Annotated in this window: 14 protein-coding genes; 9 read left to right on the top strand and 5 right to left on the bottom strand. The window is 72.4% G+C overall.

Features of this window, described 5'->3' with window-relative positions; translation table 11 throughout:
- Window positions 1–113 precede the first annotated feature (113 nt).
- The 8 genes from ACGFU7_RS30775 (at window position 114) to ACGFU7_RS30810 (ending at window position 8,915) form a co-directional block, all read left to right on the top strand.
- Window positions 114–1,676, top strand: a complete 1,563-nt coding sequence (locus tag ACGFU7_RS30775) for an MFS transporter (RefSeq protein WP_393700090.1) — start codon at window positions 114–116, stop codon at window positions 1,674–1,676.
- A gap of 95 nt (window positions 1,677–1,771) precedes the next feature.
- The gene (locus ACGFU7_RS30780; RefSeq protein ID WP_393700092.1) at window positions 1,772–2,185 is read left to right on the top strand and encodes a DUF3151 domain-containing protein; all 414 of its coding nucleotides are present in this window, start codon (window positions 1,772–1,774) and stop codon (window positions 2,183–2,185) included.
- Window positions 2,186–2,398: 213 nt separating this feature from the next.
- Window positions 2,399–3,247 (top strand): tryptophan 2,3-dioxygenase family protein, encoded by an 849-nt coding sequence (locus ACGFU7_RS30785; RefSeq protein ID WP_393700094.1) that lies wholly within the window; start codon window positions 2,399–2,401, stop codon window positions 3,245–3,247.
- A complete protein-coding gene (gene kynU, locus ACGFU7_RS30790) occupies window positions 3,240–4,433 on the top strand; it encodes a kynureninase (RefSeq protein ID WP_393700096.1) in 1,194 nt (397 codons plus the stop codon). Before ACGFU7_RS30785 ends, kynU begins: the two co-directional genes overlap by 8 nt.
- Before the next feature lie 124 nt (window positions 4,434–4,557).
- Window positions 4,558–5,433: an alpha/beta hydrolase gene (locus ACGFU7_RS30795; RefSeq protein WP_393700098.1), complete on the top strand. Its 876-nt coding sequence runs from the start codon at window positions 4,558–4,560 to the stop codon at window positions 5,431–5,433.
- 106 nt (window positions 5,434–5,539) lie between these two features.
- Complete coding sequence (locus tag ACGFU7_RS30800; RefSeq protein WP_393700100.1) at window positions 5,540–6,901, top strand: sensor histidine kinase; 1,362 nt, start codon at window positions 5,540–5,542, stop codon at window positions 6,899–6,901.
- Window positions 6,898–7,575, top strand: coding sequence for a response regulator (locus ACGFU7_RS30805; protein ID WP_393700101.1), 678 nt, complete (start codon window positions 6,898–6,900; stop codon window positions 7,573–7,575). Before ACGFU7_RS30800 ends, ACGFU7_RS30805 begins: the two co-directional genes overlap by 4 nt.
- A 101-nt stretch (window positions 7,576–7,676) precedes the next feature.
- Window positions 7,677–8,915, top strand: a complete 1,239-nt coding sequence (locus ACGFU7_RS30810) for a cytochrome P450 (protein WP_393700103.1) — start codon at window positions 7,677–7,679, stop codon at window positions 8,913–8,915.
- Window positions 8,916–9,062: 147 nt separating this feature from the next.
- On the opposite strand, the gene ACGFU7_RS30815 is transcribed toward ACGFU7_RS30810, so the two are convergent.
- The 3 genes from ACGFU7_RS30815 to ACGFU7_RS30825 all read right to left on the bottom strand — a co-directional run bounded on the left by ACGFU7_RS30815 (window position 9,063) and on the right by ACGFU7_RS30825 (window position 12,057).
- Window positions 9,063–9,392, bottom strand: coding sequence for a hypothetical protein (locus tag ACGFU7_RS30815; protein WP_393700105.1), 330 nt, complete (start codon window positions 9,390–9,392; stop codon window positions 9,063–9,065).
- A gap of 92 nt (window positions 9,393–9,484) precedes the next feature.
- Window positions 9,485–11,119, bottom strand: a complete 1,635-nt coding sequence (locus ACGFU7_RS30820) for an ABC transporter permease (protein ID WP_393700107.1) — start codon at window positions 11,117–11,119, stop codon at window positions 9,485–9,487.
- Window positions 11,116–12,057 (bottom strand): ATP-binding cassette domain-containing protein, encoded by a 942-nt coding sequence (locus tag ACGFU7_RS30825; RefSeq protein ID WP_393700109.1) that lies wholly within the window; start codon window positions 12,055–12,057, stop codon window positions 11,116–11,118. The genes ACGFU7_RS30820 and ACGFU7_RS30825 overlap by 4 nt, the downstream gene beginning before the upstream one ends.
- Window positions 12,058–12,158: 101 nt before the next feature.
- Here ACGFU7_RS30825 and ACGFU7_RS30830 point away from each other — a divergent pair, with 101 nt between their 5' ends.
- A complete protein-coding gene (locus tag ACGFU7_RS30830; protein WP_393700111.1) occupies window positions 12,159–12,683 on the top strand; it encodes a GbsR/MarR family transcriptional regulator in 525 nt (174 codons plus the stop codon).
- A 19-nt stretch (window positions 12,684–12,702) separates the two neighbouring features.
- On the opposite strand, the gene ACGFU7_RS30835 is transcribed toward ACGFU7_RS30830, so the two are convergent.
- Together ACGFU7_RS30835 and ACGFU7_RS30840 are read right to left on the bottom strand one after the other, a co-directional pair.
- Window positions 12,703–14,679 (bottom strand): hypothetical protein, encoded by a 1,977-nt coding sequence (locus ACGFU7_RS30835; protein WP_393700113.1) that lies wholly within the window; start codon window positions 14,677–14,679, stop codon window positions 12,703–12,705.
- 146 nt (window positions 14,680–14,825) lie between these two features.
- Window positions 14,826–15,701, bottom strand: a complete 876-nt coding sequence (locus ACGFU7_RS30840) for a diacylglycerol kinase (protein ID WP_393700115.1) — start codon at window positions 15,699–15,701, stop codon at window positions 14,826–14,828.
- Window positions 15,702–15,798 lie beyond the last annotated feature (97 nt).

A 15,798-nucleotide genomic window follows, 5' to 3' on the forward strand; every position in this document is an offset into this window, starting at 1 on the left:
GTCCGTAGCAGCTGATGGATGTGTTCGAAGCTGCCCGCAGCGGCGACGCCGCCGCGCTGCCGAGCCATCCCCGCCCGATGGCCCTCACGGCGGGGAGCGGGGATGCTGCTCGTATGCCTGACGCAGAGACGGGAGCCATCCGCGTCGCCTCCCCCACCGGACGCTGGGTCATCCTCACCACCGTCCTCGGCTCCAGCATGGCCATGCTGGACTCCACCGTCGTCAACGTCGCCCTGCCCCGTATCGGCAAGGACCTCGGCACCGACCTGGCCGCCCTCCAGTGGACCGTCAACGCCTACATGCTGACCCTCGCCGGGCTGATCCTCCTCGGCGGCGCCCTCGGCGACCGGTACGGGCGGCGGCGGGTCTTCGTCGTCGGAGTCGTCTGGTTCGCCGCCGCGTCCGTGCTGTGCGGCATCGCGCCGAACGCCGCCGTCCTGATCGCCGCCCGCGCCCTCCAGGGCATCGGTGGGGCGCTCCTCACCCCCGGTTCGCTGGCGCTGATCCAGGCGAGTTTCCATCCGGACGACCGGGCCCGCGCGGTCGGGCTGTGGTCGGGGCTCGGCGGGGTCGGCGCCGCCATCGGACCGTTCGTCGGCGGGTGGCTCGTCGACGGGCCCGGCTGGCGGTGGGTGTTCCTGCTCAACGTGCCGCTCGCCGCGGTCTGCCTGCCGGTGGCGCTGCGCCACGTACCGGAATCGCGTGACCCCCATGCACGCGGGCGCTTCGACGTGCTGGGCGCCGTGCTCGGCGCGCTCGCCCTCGCCCTGGTGACCTACGCGCTGATCGAGGCACCGGGACGGGGGGCGTCCGCGGTGGTGATCGGGTCGGCTGTCGGCGGGATCGTGCTCGGTGCGGTGTTCGTGCAGGTGGAGCGGCGGCGGCCGGAGCCGATGCTGCCGCCGTCGGTGTTCGCGTCCCGGCAGTTCACCGTCGTCAACATCATCACCCTCTGTGTGTACGCGGCGCTCGGCGGCTACTTCTTCCTCTCCGCGATCCAGCTCCAGGTCGTGGCCGGGTACTCGGCCCTCGGCGCCGGTACGGCCCTGCTGCCGACAACCGTGCTGATGCTGCTTTTCTCCGCCTCCGCGGGCGAACTGGGGCAGCGCATCGGACCCCGCATCCCGCTCACCGTCGGCCCACTGGTCGCCGCCACCGGAATGCTGCTGATGCTGCGGGTCGGGCCGGGGTCGAACTCCGTCTCCGCCTACCTCACCGATGTCCTTCCCGCGGTCGGTGTGCTCGGCGTCGGACTCGTCACCCTGGTGGCACCGCTCACCGCGACCGTCCTGGCCTCCGTGGACACCGCACGGGCCGGCCTCGCCAGTGGGATCAACAATGCGGCCGCCCGCGCCGCCGGGCTGATCGCGGTGGCCGCGCTGCCGCTGCTCGCCGGGATGGGCCCGGAGGCCTACCGGAACGCCGACGAGTTCGCCGCGACGTTCCGGCGGGCCATGCCGATGTGTGCCGGGCTGCTCGTGCTGGGCTCGCTGATCGCCTGGGCGACCGTACGGAAGCCTCTCGTCACGGCGGACGAGAAGGAGAAGGCACGCCCCGAGTGCACGGTGCACTGCGGCGTCGTCTCCCCGCCCCTCGAACCCACGCACGAGGCGGCGGGGAAGCCGGGCGCGAACCGCCCCTTCCCGGGGCGCCCGGGTACCCCCGGCGCCAACTGATCCACCGCACAGCGCCCGGGTACCCCGGCGCGAACTGATCCACCGCACAGCGCCCGGGTACCCCCGGCGTGCAGGTGCCAGGCACACTTGAACCCATGTCGATCCACGAGAACCTGCTCGGGGGGCCTCCCCCGACCCACCTGCCCGACGACCCCGAGCCGCGCGAGCTGCTCGCGAACGGCACGGCCCCCGCCGACGTCGCCGCGAAGTACCCGACCTCCTCCCTGGCCTGGGCACAGCTCGCCGACGAGGCGTTCGAGGGCGGCCGCGTCATCGAGTCGTACGCCTACGCCCGCACCGGCTACCACCGCGGCCTCGACGCGCTGCGCAGGGCCGGCTGGAAGGGCCACGGCCCCGTACCGTTCGAGCACGAGCCGAACCGCGGCTTCCTGCGCGCCCTGCACGCCCTCGCCCGGGCCGCGCAGTCGATCGGTGAGCAGGAGGAGTACGAGCGCTGCTCGACGTTCCTGCGCGACTCCTCGCCGACCGCCGCCGAGACCCTCGGCTAGAGGCGGCCCAGCCCCTCGGCCGGGGGTGACCGAGACCCTCGGCCAGACGTACACGTACACCCTGTGACGTTCCGGACCCCGCAGATGTACCGGTATCTGCGGGGTCTGCGCGCTCCCGCGGGCTCCGTTTAGGATGCGGGCAGGGGACCGGAGCTCCACCACCTCACGGAAGGGGCGGACCGCTACCCGGAAGCTCGTGTCGAGGAGACAGCAATGTCGACGATCCACCCCGACCCCGAAGCCACCGGTGCGCAGACCCCGCACCTCGACTTCGCGGGAACGACTCCGTACGAGGACTATGTCCAGGCGGATGTCCTGACCCATCTCCAGCACCTTCGCTCCGACGACCCGGGCGAAATGGTCTTCCTGGTCACCACCCAGGTCATGGAACTGTGGTTCACCGTCATCGTCCACGAGTGGGAGACCGCCGCGCACGCCCTGCGCGAGGACCGGCTGCCCGTCGCACGCGACGCGCTCAAGCGGTCGGTGCGGGAACTGGAGGCGCTCAACGCCTCCTGGACGCCGCTCGCCCAGCTCACCCCCGCCCAGTTCAACTCCTACCGCGCCGCTCTCGGTGAGGGCTCCGGCTTCCAGTCGGCGATGTACCGGCGGATGGAGTTCCTGCTCGGTGACAAGTCCGCGTCCATGCTCGTGCCGCACCGGGGTGCGCCCCGCGTCCACGCCGAGCTGGAGAAGGCGCTCGGCGAACCGAGTCTGTACGACGAGACGCTCGCCCTGCTCGCCCGGCGCGGCCACGCCATACCGCAGGCCGTGCTCGGCCGGGACCTGACGCAGAAGTACGAGCCGTCCCCCGAGGTCGAGGCCGTCTGGGCGGAGATCTACGCCGACCCCGACCGGCACGACGAGCTGGTCCGGCTCGGCGAGGCGCTCACCGACGTCGGTGAACTGGTGTGGCGCTGGCGCAACGACCATCTCGTCGCCACCCGGCGTGCGATGGGCTCTAAGACCGGGACCGGCGGATCCGCCGGGGTCGCCTGGCTGGAGAAACGGGCCACGAAGAACGTGTTCCCCGAGCTGTGGACGGCGCGCAGCCATGTCTGAGACCTTCGCCGCGCGGGCTGCGGCACTCGACGCCGCCGACGGTCTCGCCGATCTGCGCAAGCTGTTCACCCTGGATGACACCGTCTACCTCGACGGCAACTCGCTCGGAGCGCTGCCCGTTCACGTACCCGCCCGGGTGCAGGAGGTCCTCACCCGTGAGTGGGGCGAGCTGCGCATCCGGTCCTGGGAGGAGAGCGGCTGGTGGAGCGCGCCGGAGCGGATCGGCGACCGGATCGCCCCGCTCGTCGGTGCCGCCGCCGGACAGATCGTCGTCGGCGACTCGACCAGCGTGAACGTCTTCAAGGCCGTCGTCGCCGCGAGCCGGCTGGCTCCGGAGGGACGCGACGAGATCCTGGTCGACGCGACGACGTTTCCCACGGACGGGTACATGGCCGCATCCGCGGCCCGGTTGACCGGCCACCGGCTCGTCCCGGTCGCCCCGGCCGAGGTGCCGGACGCGCTGGGCCCCCGTACCGCGGCCGTCCTGCTCAACCATGTCGACTACCGCTCCGGCAGGCTCCACGACCTGCCCGGACTCACCGCCGCCGTGCACGCGGCGGGCGGCCTCGCCGTCTGGGACCTGTGCCACAGCGCGGGCGCACTGCCCGTCGGGCTCGACGCGCACGGCGTGGACCTCGCGGTCGGCTGCACGTACAAGTACCTGAACGGCGGCCCCGGTTCGCCCGCCTACCTGTACGTCGCCGAGCGCCACCAGTCGGCCTTCGACTCGCCCCTGCCGGGGTGGACGTCGCACGCCGACCCGTTCGGCATGACCCCCGGGTACGCCCCGGCGGACGGGGCCGTACGGGGCCGGGTCGGCACCCCCGACATCCTCTCCATGCTGGCGCTCGAAGCGTCGCTGGACGTGTGGAACGGGGTGTCCATCGAGGCGGTCCGGGCCAAGTCCCTGGCGCTGACGGATTTCTTCCTGGAGTGCGTCGCCGCGTATGTGCCCGAGGGCCGGGTCACTTCCCTCACCCCGGCCGCGCACGCGGAGCGCGGCAGTCAGGTCGCGCTGCGGTGCGAGGACGCGGAACCGGTGATGAGCGCGCTCATCGCACGGGGCGTCCTCGGGGATCTGCGGCGGCCGGACGTGCTGCGGTTCGGGTTCACTCCGCTGTACGTGGGGTTCGCGGACGTGGAGCGGGCGGCTCAGGTACTGGGTGAGGTGCTGGGGGAGAGGTAGGGGCGAGCTCCTGCCATGATCTGTCGGCGGGGACGGGAACCTTCGATACTGGTACCGTCCCCGCAGGTCAGGCCAGTTGGCCGGTTGGGCTGTTGGGCTCAGATACAGGACGGGTTGGAGCAGCATGTCGGATTCTGCCGCGCGTGATCGTGACGCAGCCGAGGCCGAGTCGGCACTCTCGTATCCACCGGTCGCCCCCGATTCATCCGCCGCCTACGGCACCCACCCCGACCAGCTGATCGACTTCTACGCCCCGCGCGACGGCCGGACCGGTGCGCCGGTCGTGGTCGTCCTGCACGGCGGGGCGTGGCGGGCGCCGTACGACCGGCAGCATGTGTCGCCGTTCGCGGACTTCCTGGCCCGGCGCGGTTTCGCCGTCGCCAGTGTCGAGTACCGGCGCGGCAGCGAGATCCCGCAGCAGCGGGGTTCCGGTCCGGTCGCGGGCCGTTGGCCGGAGACCTTCGACGATGTCGCCGCGGCGATGGACGCGCTGCCGGCCCTGCTGGCCCGGGAACTTCCGCAGGCCGACGCCCGGCGGATCGTCGTCACCGGGCACTCCGCCGGCGGGCAGCTCGCTCTGTGGGCCGCCGCCCGGCACGTACTGCCCGAAGGCTCGCCGTGGCGGCTGCCCGCACCGCCGCCGCTGCGGGGCGTCGTCGCTCTCGCGCCGATCGGGGACTTCACCACGGCCGTCGAGCTGAACGTGTGCTCGGGGGCGGTCGGTCAATTCCTCGGCCGCGAGGAGGACTTCGGGGCACGGGCCCCGCACGCCGACCCGGCCGTGCTGCTGCCCACCGGCATCGCGACCACCGTGGTGCAGGGCACCACCGACGTCGATGTGCCGCAGGCCGTCTCGGAGGCGTTCGTCGACGCGGCGGCGAAGGCGGGGGAGACGGTGGGCCTGACCCTGCTGCCCGGCGTCGGCCACTTCCCGCTGATCGACCCGGCGGCCGACGCGTGCGCGGTGGTGGCGGAGGAGCTCGCCCAGCTCGCCTGGTGAGCGGGGGGTCCGGCGCCGGTGCGGCCCCGTAGTACTTGCGACGGACGGCGCAGGATCCGTATCACTGCTGACGACCCGGGCCAATCCGGCCCCTACCTTTGGAAACGTGACCGAGACCAAGAGCAGAAGCCCCGAGTTCCGACTGGCCGCAGGGGCGTTGGGCGGCCTGCGGCAAGACCTCTTCCGCAACGCCTTCGAGTACCGTCCGCTGGAGCGGATACGGACCGACGGGCCACTGCTGCGACAGCTGCCGGAGCGGATGCGTGAGCGTGCCGCCTGGACACCCCACGCGCTGGTCGGGGCCGCCGCACTGCTCACGGCTTTCGCGGGCCTCGTCTCGGCGGACTCCTTCGGTCTGCGTTCCGTGGTCGACCTCGTCCTGGTCGTGCTGCTCCCTGTGGTCTGCGTACTGATGACGCTGGTCAGGCCAGCCGGCGCGTTCTGGATTTCGATGGCGCTCACCCCGTTCGCGGCGGTCGCCAGCGGTGGCTACTGGCCATGGACGCCGAGCACCTTCCTCTCGCACCTGACGGTGCTGGTCGTGGTCGCGGCCCGGACCCGGCCCCGTACCGCCGCCTGGATGTGGGGCTTCACCGTGGTGTTCGGCACCGTGCTGGAGAACTTCGGCGGCTGGCACTCCACCTCGACCACCTCCGCCTTTGCCCTGGCCTCCGCGTTCGCGCTGCTGGTGGTGGCCGTGGTGCAGATCCGTCGTGACGCGGAGCGCGAGGTGACCGTGCAGCGCAGCGTGACCGCCGTCGAACGCGACCGGCGCACACTGCTTGAGGAGCGCACCACCATCGCCCGTGAGCTGCACGATGTGGTCGCCCACCACATGTCGGTCGTCGCGATCCAGGCCGAGGCCGCTCCGTACCGGGTGGAGAATCCGCCGCCCGAGCTGGAGCAGGCCTTCGTCACGATCCGGGAGAACGCGGTCGCCGCCCTCACCGAACTGCGCCGGGTCCTCGGCGTCGTACGGGCCGAGGACTACCAGGCGCCGGACGCCCCGCAGCCCACCCTCGCCCGGCTCGACGGGCTCCTCGCCAACGTGCGCGAGGCCGGCCTGGAGACGGAGAAGACGGTCACCGGCGCGGTACGTGAACTGCCGCAGGGCGTCGAGCTGTCGGCGTACCGGATCATTCAGGAAGCCCTCAGCAACACGCTGCGGCACGCACCGGGCGCCACCGCCAAGGTGGAGATCGGCTATGTGCTGGGCGGACTCGGCCTGCGTGTCGTCAACGGGCCGCCGACCGGTCCGGTGAAGCCCTCGCCGGGGGCCGGCCACGGGATCACCGGGATGCGGGAGCGGGTCGCGATGCTGAACGGCGACATGACGGCCGAGGCGACGGAGGAGGGCGGTTACGAGATCGCCGCGTTCATCCCCGTCCAGTCCACCTGCGATACGGACGAGACGCATGAGTCGCGCGAGTCGCACAAGGCACCGGCGGAACAGGCGGAAAAGGCATGACCATTCCCACCGCCCCGGCCATCCGGGTACTGATCGTCGACGACCAGATGATGGTCCGCGAGGGCTTCTCGGTGCTGCTCAACGCCATGCCGGGGATCGAGGTCGTCGGCGAGGCCGTCGACGGCCGGCAAGCCATCGCGCAGGTCGCGGCGCTGCGCCCCGATGTGGTGCTGATGGACATCCGGATGCCGGAGCTCAACGGCATCGAGGCCACCCGCGAGATCGTCGCCGCCGACGCGGACGCCAAGGTGCTGGTACTGACCACCTTCGACCTCGACGAGTACGTGTACCAGGCGCTGCGCGCCGGGGCGTCCGGCTTCCTCCTCAAGGACGCCTCCGCTCGTCAACTCGCCGACGGGGTACGGGTGGTGGCCGCCGGTGAGGCGTTGCTCGCCCCGACCGTCACCAAGCGGCTGATCAACGAGTTCTCGAAGCTCGCCGAGGCCCCGCGCCCGCCGGCCCTCGCCCGGGTCGGCGACCTCACGGAGCGCGAGACGGAGGTGCTCGTCCTCATCGCGCAGGGCCGGTCGAACGCCGAGATCGCCTCGCATCTGGTGGTCGCCGAGTCCACCATCAAGACGCATGTGAGCCGCATCCTGGTGAAGCTGGGGCTGCGCGACCGTACGCAGGCGGCCGTCTTCGCGTACGAGGCCCGGCTGGTCACGCCTTCCTGAGAAGTCCGGGGGGCCCGGGGGCCTGGGCCCCCGGACCGGTGGTCGGCGGCGGGGCCCGGGGTGGGTGGTCGGCGGCCGTCGGGTCCGGTTAGCGTCCGTGTATGCACCCGTCCTCACGCTCCGCGGCCGACGCCCCCTTCGCCCTCTTCGACCCCTGGTCCCCGGCGTTCGTCGCCGACCCGTACCCGGCCTACGCCGCGCTGCGTGCCACCGGCCGGGTGCACTACTTCGAGCCGACCGACCAGTGGCTCGTACCGCACCACGCCGATGTGTCCGCACTGCTGCGCGACCGTCGCCTGGGCCGTACGTATCTGCACCGCTTCACCCACGAGGAGTTCGGCCGCACGCCGCCGCCCGCCGAGCACGAGCCCTTCCACACCCTCAACGGGCAGGGGCTCCTCGACCTGGAGGCCCCCGACCACACCCGGATCCGGCGTCTGGTCTCCAAGGCGTTCACTCCGCGTACGGTCGAGCAGCTCGTCCCGACCGTGCGGCGGCTGGCCGCCGGGCTGGTCGACTCGTTCGTCGAGGCGGGCGGCGGCGATCTGCTGACGGCCGTCGCCGAACCGCTGCCCGTGGCCGTCATCGCCGAGATGCTCGGCATCCCGGAGTCCGACCGCGCACCGCTGCGGCCCTGGTCGGCGGCGATCTGCGGAATGTTCGAACTGAACCCGTCCGAGGAAACCGCCCGCGCCGCCGTCCGCGCCTCGCTCGACTTCTCCGCGTATCTGCGCGAGCTGATCAAGGAGAGGCGCAAGAACCCCGGTACGGATCTGATCTCCGCGCTCATCGCCGCCCACGACGAGGGGGAGCGGCTGAGTGAGCAGGAGATGATTTCGACCTGTGTGCTGCTGCTCAACGCGGGCCACGAGGCGACCGTCAACACCACGGTGAACGGCTGGTGGACGCTGCTGCGCCACCCCGAGCAACTGGCCGCCCTGCGCGCCGACCACGGGCTGCTGCCGACGGCGGTCGAGGAACTGATGCGGTACGACACTCCGCTGCAGATGTTCGAGCGCTGGGTCCTCGACGACATCGAGATCGACGGCACGGTCATTCCGCGCGGCTCCGAAGTGGCCCTGCTCTTCGGCTCCGCCAACCGCGACCCGGCCCGCTTCCCGGCCCCGGACATTCTGGACCTGGCCCGCCGGGAGAACCCGCACGTCACCTTCGGTGCGGGCATCCACTTCTGCCTGGGCGCCCCGCTGGCCCGGGTCGAACTGGCCGCTTCCTTCGGTGAGTTGCTGCGCCGCGCCCCGAACATGCGGCTGGTGGCCGAGCCGGAGTGGAACCCGGGCTATGTGATCAGGGGCCTGAAGGAACTCCGCGTCGAGCTGTGACGGGGTGAGCGGGGGGACGGGCCGCGCACGGTGCGGGCCCGGCGCGGTGTGGGCCGGGCATGGTGTGGGCCCCTGGCGCGGTGTAGGCCTGGCGTGGTGTGGGCCTGGCCATGGTGCGGGCCTGCCAACTGAGCTGCGGGCCGGGATTCAGCACCTCGGCCCGCAGCTCCGTGGCGGGCCTTCCAGTACGTCGAACGCCACCCCGAAGCCCGCAAGGGCCGTGAGGAGCACCGCCGCCCCGAGTGCCCGCCGCCACTTCCGCTGTACGAGGGCGAAGAGCGTGATCCCGGCCGCGATGCCGCCGAGAGTCATGACCGGCAGCCCGAGCCAGAGCACGTTCCACTCCGACTCGCCCTCGAAGCCGCCGAAGATGCCGCGCCGGCCGTAGGGGGCCCAGGCAAGCATCCCGGCGGCCCCGCCTGCGGCGGCGACCATGCATCCGGCGACCCCGCGGATGGCTTCGCTTCGGTTCTCCATGATCTGGGTGACGCTGGTGCACCACGGGGAGGTTGCACCCAGGGCCTCCCCGCCCCACCGCCACCGCCACCGCCACCGCGCCACCGTCACCGTCACGTCAGGACATCGCGTCGCCGCAACGCCGCCATCCCGGTCCCCACCAGCACCACCGCGGCCGCGGTGAGCGCCAGCACCGGGCCCCACTCCATCCCCGCGCCCCCCGGCAGCTTCGGCAGATGCGTGAACGGTGATACGTCCATCACCGGCTGCGGCAGATCGATGGCGGGCCCGATCCACCCCAGCGCCAGGCAGATCCCGGCCACGCCCCAGGACGCCACCGCCGCCTTCGGGAGCGCCCCGTACAGCAGGACCGTCACCCCGCCCAGCAGCCAGATCGCCGGAAGCTGCACCAGCGACGCACCCAGCACGGCCGGGAGTTCGTGGCCGTAACCGGCTGCCAGGCCGAGGCCGCCGACCGCCATGATCAGGGCGGCGCCGCCGAAGGCGATGGCCAGATGACCGGCCGCCCACCCGATCCGGCTCACCCCGCCCGCCAGCACCGGTTCGGCGCGCCCGGCGGTCTCCTCGCCGTGCAGCCGCAGCACCGTCGCGACGATGTACAGCGCCGCGACCATCCCGAGCATGGAGACCATTGCCGCGAGGAACGCGTCGGTCAGCCCGGACTGTCCGCCCATCCGCTCGAAGATCTCCTGCGTCTTCGCGTTGTCGCCGACGAGATCCGCCGCCCCGCCGGTCAGCCCGCCGAAGACGACACCGACCGCCGCGAAGGACAGCGTCCACCCGATCAGCGAACCGCGCTGGAGCCGCAGCGCAAGACCGAACGCCGTGGAGATCCGCCCCTGCGCGGGTCCGGGCCGGGTCGCCAGGAAGCTCATGCCGACATCACGCCGCCCCGCCAGGGTGTACGCGAGGGCGGCCTGGACCGCGACGGCCGCCGCGATGACGAGCAGCACCCACCAGCGCTCGTCCGCGTACGCGCGCACGTTCTCCGCCCAGCCGATGGGGGAGAGCCAGGTCAGCACGGACGAGCCGTCCTCCGTCGCCGAGTCGCCCGCCGCCTTCAGTACGAACGCGGCACCGATCACCGCCGCCGTGAGCCCCTTCGCGAGCCGTGCGCTCTCGGTGAACTGCGCGGCGATCGCGGCGGTGCAGGCGAACAGCATGCCGACCCCGGCGATCGCCAGCGCGAGCGCCACCGCCCCGGCGCCGCCCGCCCCGGACCCGGCCATACCGGCCGTGATCATCAGCGCCAGCGCGGCGTTGGCGACCAGCGCGGCGAGGAGTGCGGCGGTCAGTGGGGCGCGGCGGCCCACCATGGCGGAGGAGAGCATCTCCTGACGACCGGTCTCCTCTTCCTCCCTGGTGTGCCGGATGACGACGATCAGGCTCATCACGGCGGCCAGTGCTCCGCCGAAGCCGACCATCCGCCAGCTGACGAGCCCGCCGACGGAGTCGTTGAAGACCGGTCCGTACATCGCCCGGAGCGAGCTGTTGGCGTTCATCGTCGCGGCGAGCTCGGCGCGCCGGGCGGCGGTGTCGTACAGCGAGGCGAAGGACTTCCCGACGGAGGAGAAGGAAGCGCCGAGCACGATGACCCAGATCGGCATCATGATCCGGTCGCGCCGCAGCGCGAGCCTCAGCAGGGGCCAGGTGCCGGCGAGCTGTCCGGTACCGGCCCCGGTCCGGCGTCCCGCACCGGCCGGTGCGGTCATGGTCACGGCAGTCATCGCGCCGCCACCCCCACACCCTCGCCGCTGTCCGCCGCGCCGGTTGTGCCCCTCGCGTCGGCCGCGTAGTGACGCAGGAAGAGCTCCTCCAGCGTGGGCGGGGTGCTGGTCAGCGTCCGTACCCCCGATGCGGAGAGCGACTTGAGGACGGCGTCCAGCTTGTCCGTGTCGACCTGGAGTGTCACCCGCAGGCCCTGGACGTCGAGGTCATGGACGCCGGGCAGATGCGCGAGCCCGTTGGGAGCGCCGACCAGCTCGGCGCTGATGTTCGTACGCGTCAGATGGCGCATGTCCGCCAGCGAACCCGTCTCCACCGTCTGCCCCTGGCGGATGATGCTGACCCGGTCGCAGAGCGATTCGACCTCGCTGAGGATGTGGCTGGACAGCAGGATCGTCCGCCCGCGCGCACGCTCCTCGGCGACGCAGTCCTGGAAGACCTCCTCCATCAGCGGATCGAGCCCGCTCGTCGGCTCGTCCAGGATCAGCAGATCCACATCGGAGGCGAACGCGGCGACGAGGGCGACCTTCTGCCGGTTTCCCTTGGAGTACGTACGCCCCTTCTTCGTCGGGTCGAGCTCGAACCGTTCGACGAGGTCGGCCCGCCGGGTCCGGTCGAGGCCGCCGCGCAGCCGCCCGTACAGATCGATCACCTCGCCGCCGGAGAGGTTGCGCCACAGCGTGACGTCACCCGGGACGTACGCCACCCGGCGGTGGAGCTCCACCGCGTCGTTCCACGGGTCGCGGCCGAGCAGTTGGGCGGCGCCGGAGTCGGCCCGCAGCAGACCCAGCAGCACCCGGATGGTGGTGGACTTCCCGGACCCGTTGGGCCCGAGGAAGCCATGGACCTCACCGGTCTCGACCGCGAGGTCGAGGCCGTCCAGCGCGTGCGTCCGGCCGAACGACTTGTGCAGTCCGGCCACCGTGATTGCCTTCGTCATGTTTCTGAAGCTACGCTACTTTCATAAATTTGTGAAGTTAAGGAAGCGTATAAAGTTGGGGGCACGGCGGGGGCCGGGGAATCAGGGGAGACGATCGGGTCATGAGCAGCGAAACCGAACAGACCATGCGCGACGAGCGGGACGCGGAGGCCGTGTCGCGGTTCGTGGAGCGGTTCGCGTCCGACATGACCGAGGCGGGGATGCAGCGGATGGCGTCCCGTGTCTTCGCCGCGCTCCTCGCGGACGACGACGGGTCGATGACCTCCGCCGAGCTCGCCATGGCGTTGCAGATCAGTCCGGCGGCCGTGTCCGGCGCGGTCAATTACCTCACGCAGGTCAGCATGGTCGGCCGTGAACGCGAACCGGGCTCGCGCCGTGACCGCTACCGCCTGCACAACGAGGTCTGGTACACCACCTTCGCCCAGCGCGACCGGGTGATCACCCGCTGGGAGAACACCCTCAAGGACGGCGCCCGCACCCTGGGCGAGCACACCCCGGCCGGCGCCCGGCTCGCCGAGACCGCGGCGTTCTTCGAGTTCGCGCAGTCGGAGCTGGCCGGCATGATGGACCGCTGGCGCGAGCACCGCAAAACACTCGACCTCCCGGTGGCCGACGGCCGCGCCTGACGGCCCGGCACGGCGCCCGTCACACCGGCCCGGGGACCATGTCCGCCAGGGTTTCCAGGGCGCCGGGGTCGGACGGATCGACGTTCTGGTACAGGTCCGCCGGCCAGTACGGGCGGCCTTCGATCCACGCGACGACCACCGGCTTCCCGTCGAGCCACCCCCGCAGTTCGACGGTGCCGGCAGGTGCGGGCAGTCCTGCCCAGGGGCACTTGTCCGGCCCCGGCGGCAGGAGTCGCAGCAGGCCCTCCGGCCGAGCGTCCTGTCCGCCCTCCCCGGCCTCGCCGCCCTCGCCGGGCATTTCGCCGGATCCCGCGGTCCGCTTCTCGCCGAACGCTTCGCCCGTCCCCGCACCGACTCCCTCGGCAGTTCCCTCGGCCGGGAAGAGCACGAGCAGCGGCCCATCACCCGCACCGGACCCGGCGTACAGCAGGGCATACCGCCGGATCCGGGGTTCCGGAGCGACCACGGCGCGGGCCAGCCGGCGCGCGACCGGGACGCCCGAGCGGATCGTCTGCCAGGCCATGAACAGCCCGAAGACCGCACTCAGCACGGCGGCCCCCTGCATCATCACCGGGACCTCGTCGGAGTCCGGAACCCAGGACAGCACAGCGATGACACCCGAATAGCCCAGCGAGAACACAGGCGCCCCGACTCCGGCGATGTGCCGCAGCGCGGGCACCCGCCACCAGCGCACCTCCTGCCCCACCCGCACGTCGCCGACCGTCCGCGGTTTCACGGGGTCCGGGCCGCGCAGCCGGGCCTGCCGTTCCGCCACGGCGGTGTACGCGACGTAGGTGCCTGCCGAGGGCTCCCCGTCCGGCCGCCCGTCACGCCCCGCTGCTGTCGACGGACGGTCCGGCAGCGGGTGCCGCGGCACCCGCTCCGCCCGCCGTCTCCTGGCCCGCACGACAAACCGCACCGCACCGCCGACGGCCCCGGCCGCGACCAGCGCCAGTCCGCCGACCCCGACGATGTCCGTGGCGGTGAAGGCCGAGGTGCCGCGCAGCTCGGAGTCGTACAGATCGCCCTTGAAGGGTGGGTACGAGACGACGAAGCCGGTCTCCCAGCCTTCGAGCGGGCCCCGGTACTGGTGGCAGTGGAACAGCCCCGTGCGTTTCTGCCCGCCGAACGGATCGGTCCACCGGACCGCACAGCGGCCGTCACTGCGCTCAGCGATCACCGTCAGGTCGACCTGCGGATCGTGATCGGACGCCTCGGACCAGCCGGTGGCGAGCGCCACCAGGAGGCAGCCGACGACGAGCACCCAGCGAAAGACGCCCCGCCACCAGGGGCGCCGCGTCCGTACCTCGCTTTCCGTCGCAGGGGCTGCCGGATCCGCGCTCTCGCCGTTCGCGCCGTGCACGGTGATCTGCGGTTGGCGCGGGGCCGGGCGTGTCCGCAGGCCGACGACCTGCGGACGCGCCGCGACCGAGCGTGCCCGGCGGCTCCGTACCGGCCTGGCCCAGATCAGTTCCGTGCCGCCGGGCGGCGCCAGCACACCCCCCGTACGGGGATCGCCGCACCACCACAGCACCCCGGCGGGACTGCTCAGCAGATGCAGACGCCACTGCGTCGTGAACGGTGTCAGCGCCAGCAGCTCACCAGGTCCGGGCCCGCTCAGCACCACGACGGCTCCGCTCGTCCCGCTCTGCTGCGTGACCGAGGTGTGGGCCACCCACGGCCCGGCACTGAGCACCCGGCGCATCCGCCGGGCCCGGGACCTCACGATGGCCCCGCCCAGCAGCAGCGCCCCGCCGAATCCGCCGAGCGTCGGAAACAGGGACCCCCCGCTGACGAACACCGCGATGAACACGGCCGCGCACACACCCGCCGCGCCGCCACCGAACCAGCGTCGGACCGAGCCTCGGTACCGCTCCAGTGCCTCCGCCGTTTCCGGCAGATCGAGCGCGACCGGCGTCGCCCCCACGGCCCCCGACGCAGGCGCCACCGCTCCCGCACCGGCGCCCGCTCCCGGTCTGTCCGCACCGTCCGACATACTCCGCCCACACCCTTTCGCCACGCGCCGGAGGCTACCTGCGCCGGAGGGTGTCCGCGCCGGAGGGTGTCCGCGCCGGAGGGTGTCCGCGCCGGAGGGTGTCCGCGCCGGAGGGTGTCCGCGCCGGAGGGTGTCCGCGCCAGAGGTTACCCGTGCCGGAGGCTACCTCCCTCGGTCACCGGCAGCATCAGTCCCCAGGCCCCCGCCCGCACCGTCCATGTCCGCGTCCGGACCGGGCCGCCGACCTGTATGTCCGCGCGGTAGCGGAAGTCCGCTCCGGAGACCGTGACGGCCTTCGCCTCCGCCGTGACCGGTTCGGACGCCGGAGTGCGGATCACCACCTCCGCGAGGCCCCCGTCGCCGCCCTGCGAGGTCACCGTCACCGACTCGACCGGGCGGTCCAGATCGTTCAGCAGGACGCCGTCCGCCTCGACCCGCAGCCGGTGCGTGCGCGGCGGGGCAGGGGGCATCGGCGGGGTGGTCCGCACCAGGGTGCGGACCAGGGTGCGGCAGGTGTCCCAGACCGCCGTGACCCCCGTACGGTCGGCCACCGCGCCCGGCAGCGCGCTCAGGGCCGGGATGTGCAGCGCGCCCAGGACGATGCCGTCGCTGTCGTCGACCAGCAGGTCGAGCCTGCGCACGGCACCGTCCAGCGCGGTGCGCGCCGCCGCCACCGCGCCCAGGGGCACGCCGAGCGAATGGGCGAGTTCCAGCGCGGCCGCGGCGCCGACCGGGATCAGCGAGAGCGCGGTCTCGGCCGGCTCCCGCTCCCGGTGCAGCAGGGCCACCGCCCGCCGCAGCGCCCGGTCGTCGCCGACCACCACCGGCCGTCGGCTGCCCCGGCGGGACAAGGCCCGCGCGAACTCCTCGGGCCCGTCGGGCAGGCAGATCTTGGCGTGCGAACCGGCGCTCAGCACGTCCTTCGCGATACGGACGGACTCGCCGTCGGTCCGGCGGGCTACCGGGTCGATGACCACCAGCAGCTGGTGCGCTCCGTCGCCGGGGGGCTGGGCAGCCGACACCTCGGTCCTTCCTCGGGTAGCATCTTGGTGCAAGAGCCCCTTGCGCTATTGCGCCAGGGGCTTCGTCTATTCCGGGGCACCCGGTTCGACGGTTCAG

This window comes from Streptomyces sp. NPDC048473, from assembly GCF_043200155.1.
GTDB lineage: Bacteria > Actinomycetota > Actinomycetes > Streptomycetales > Streptomycetaceae > Streptomyces.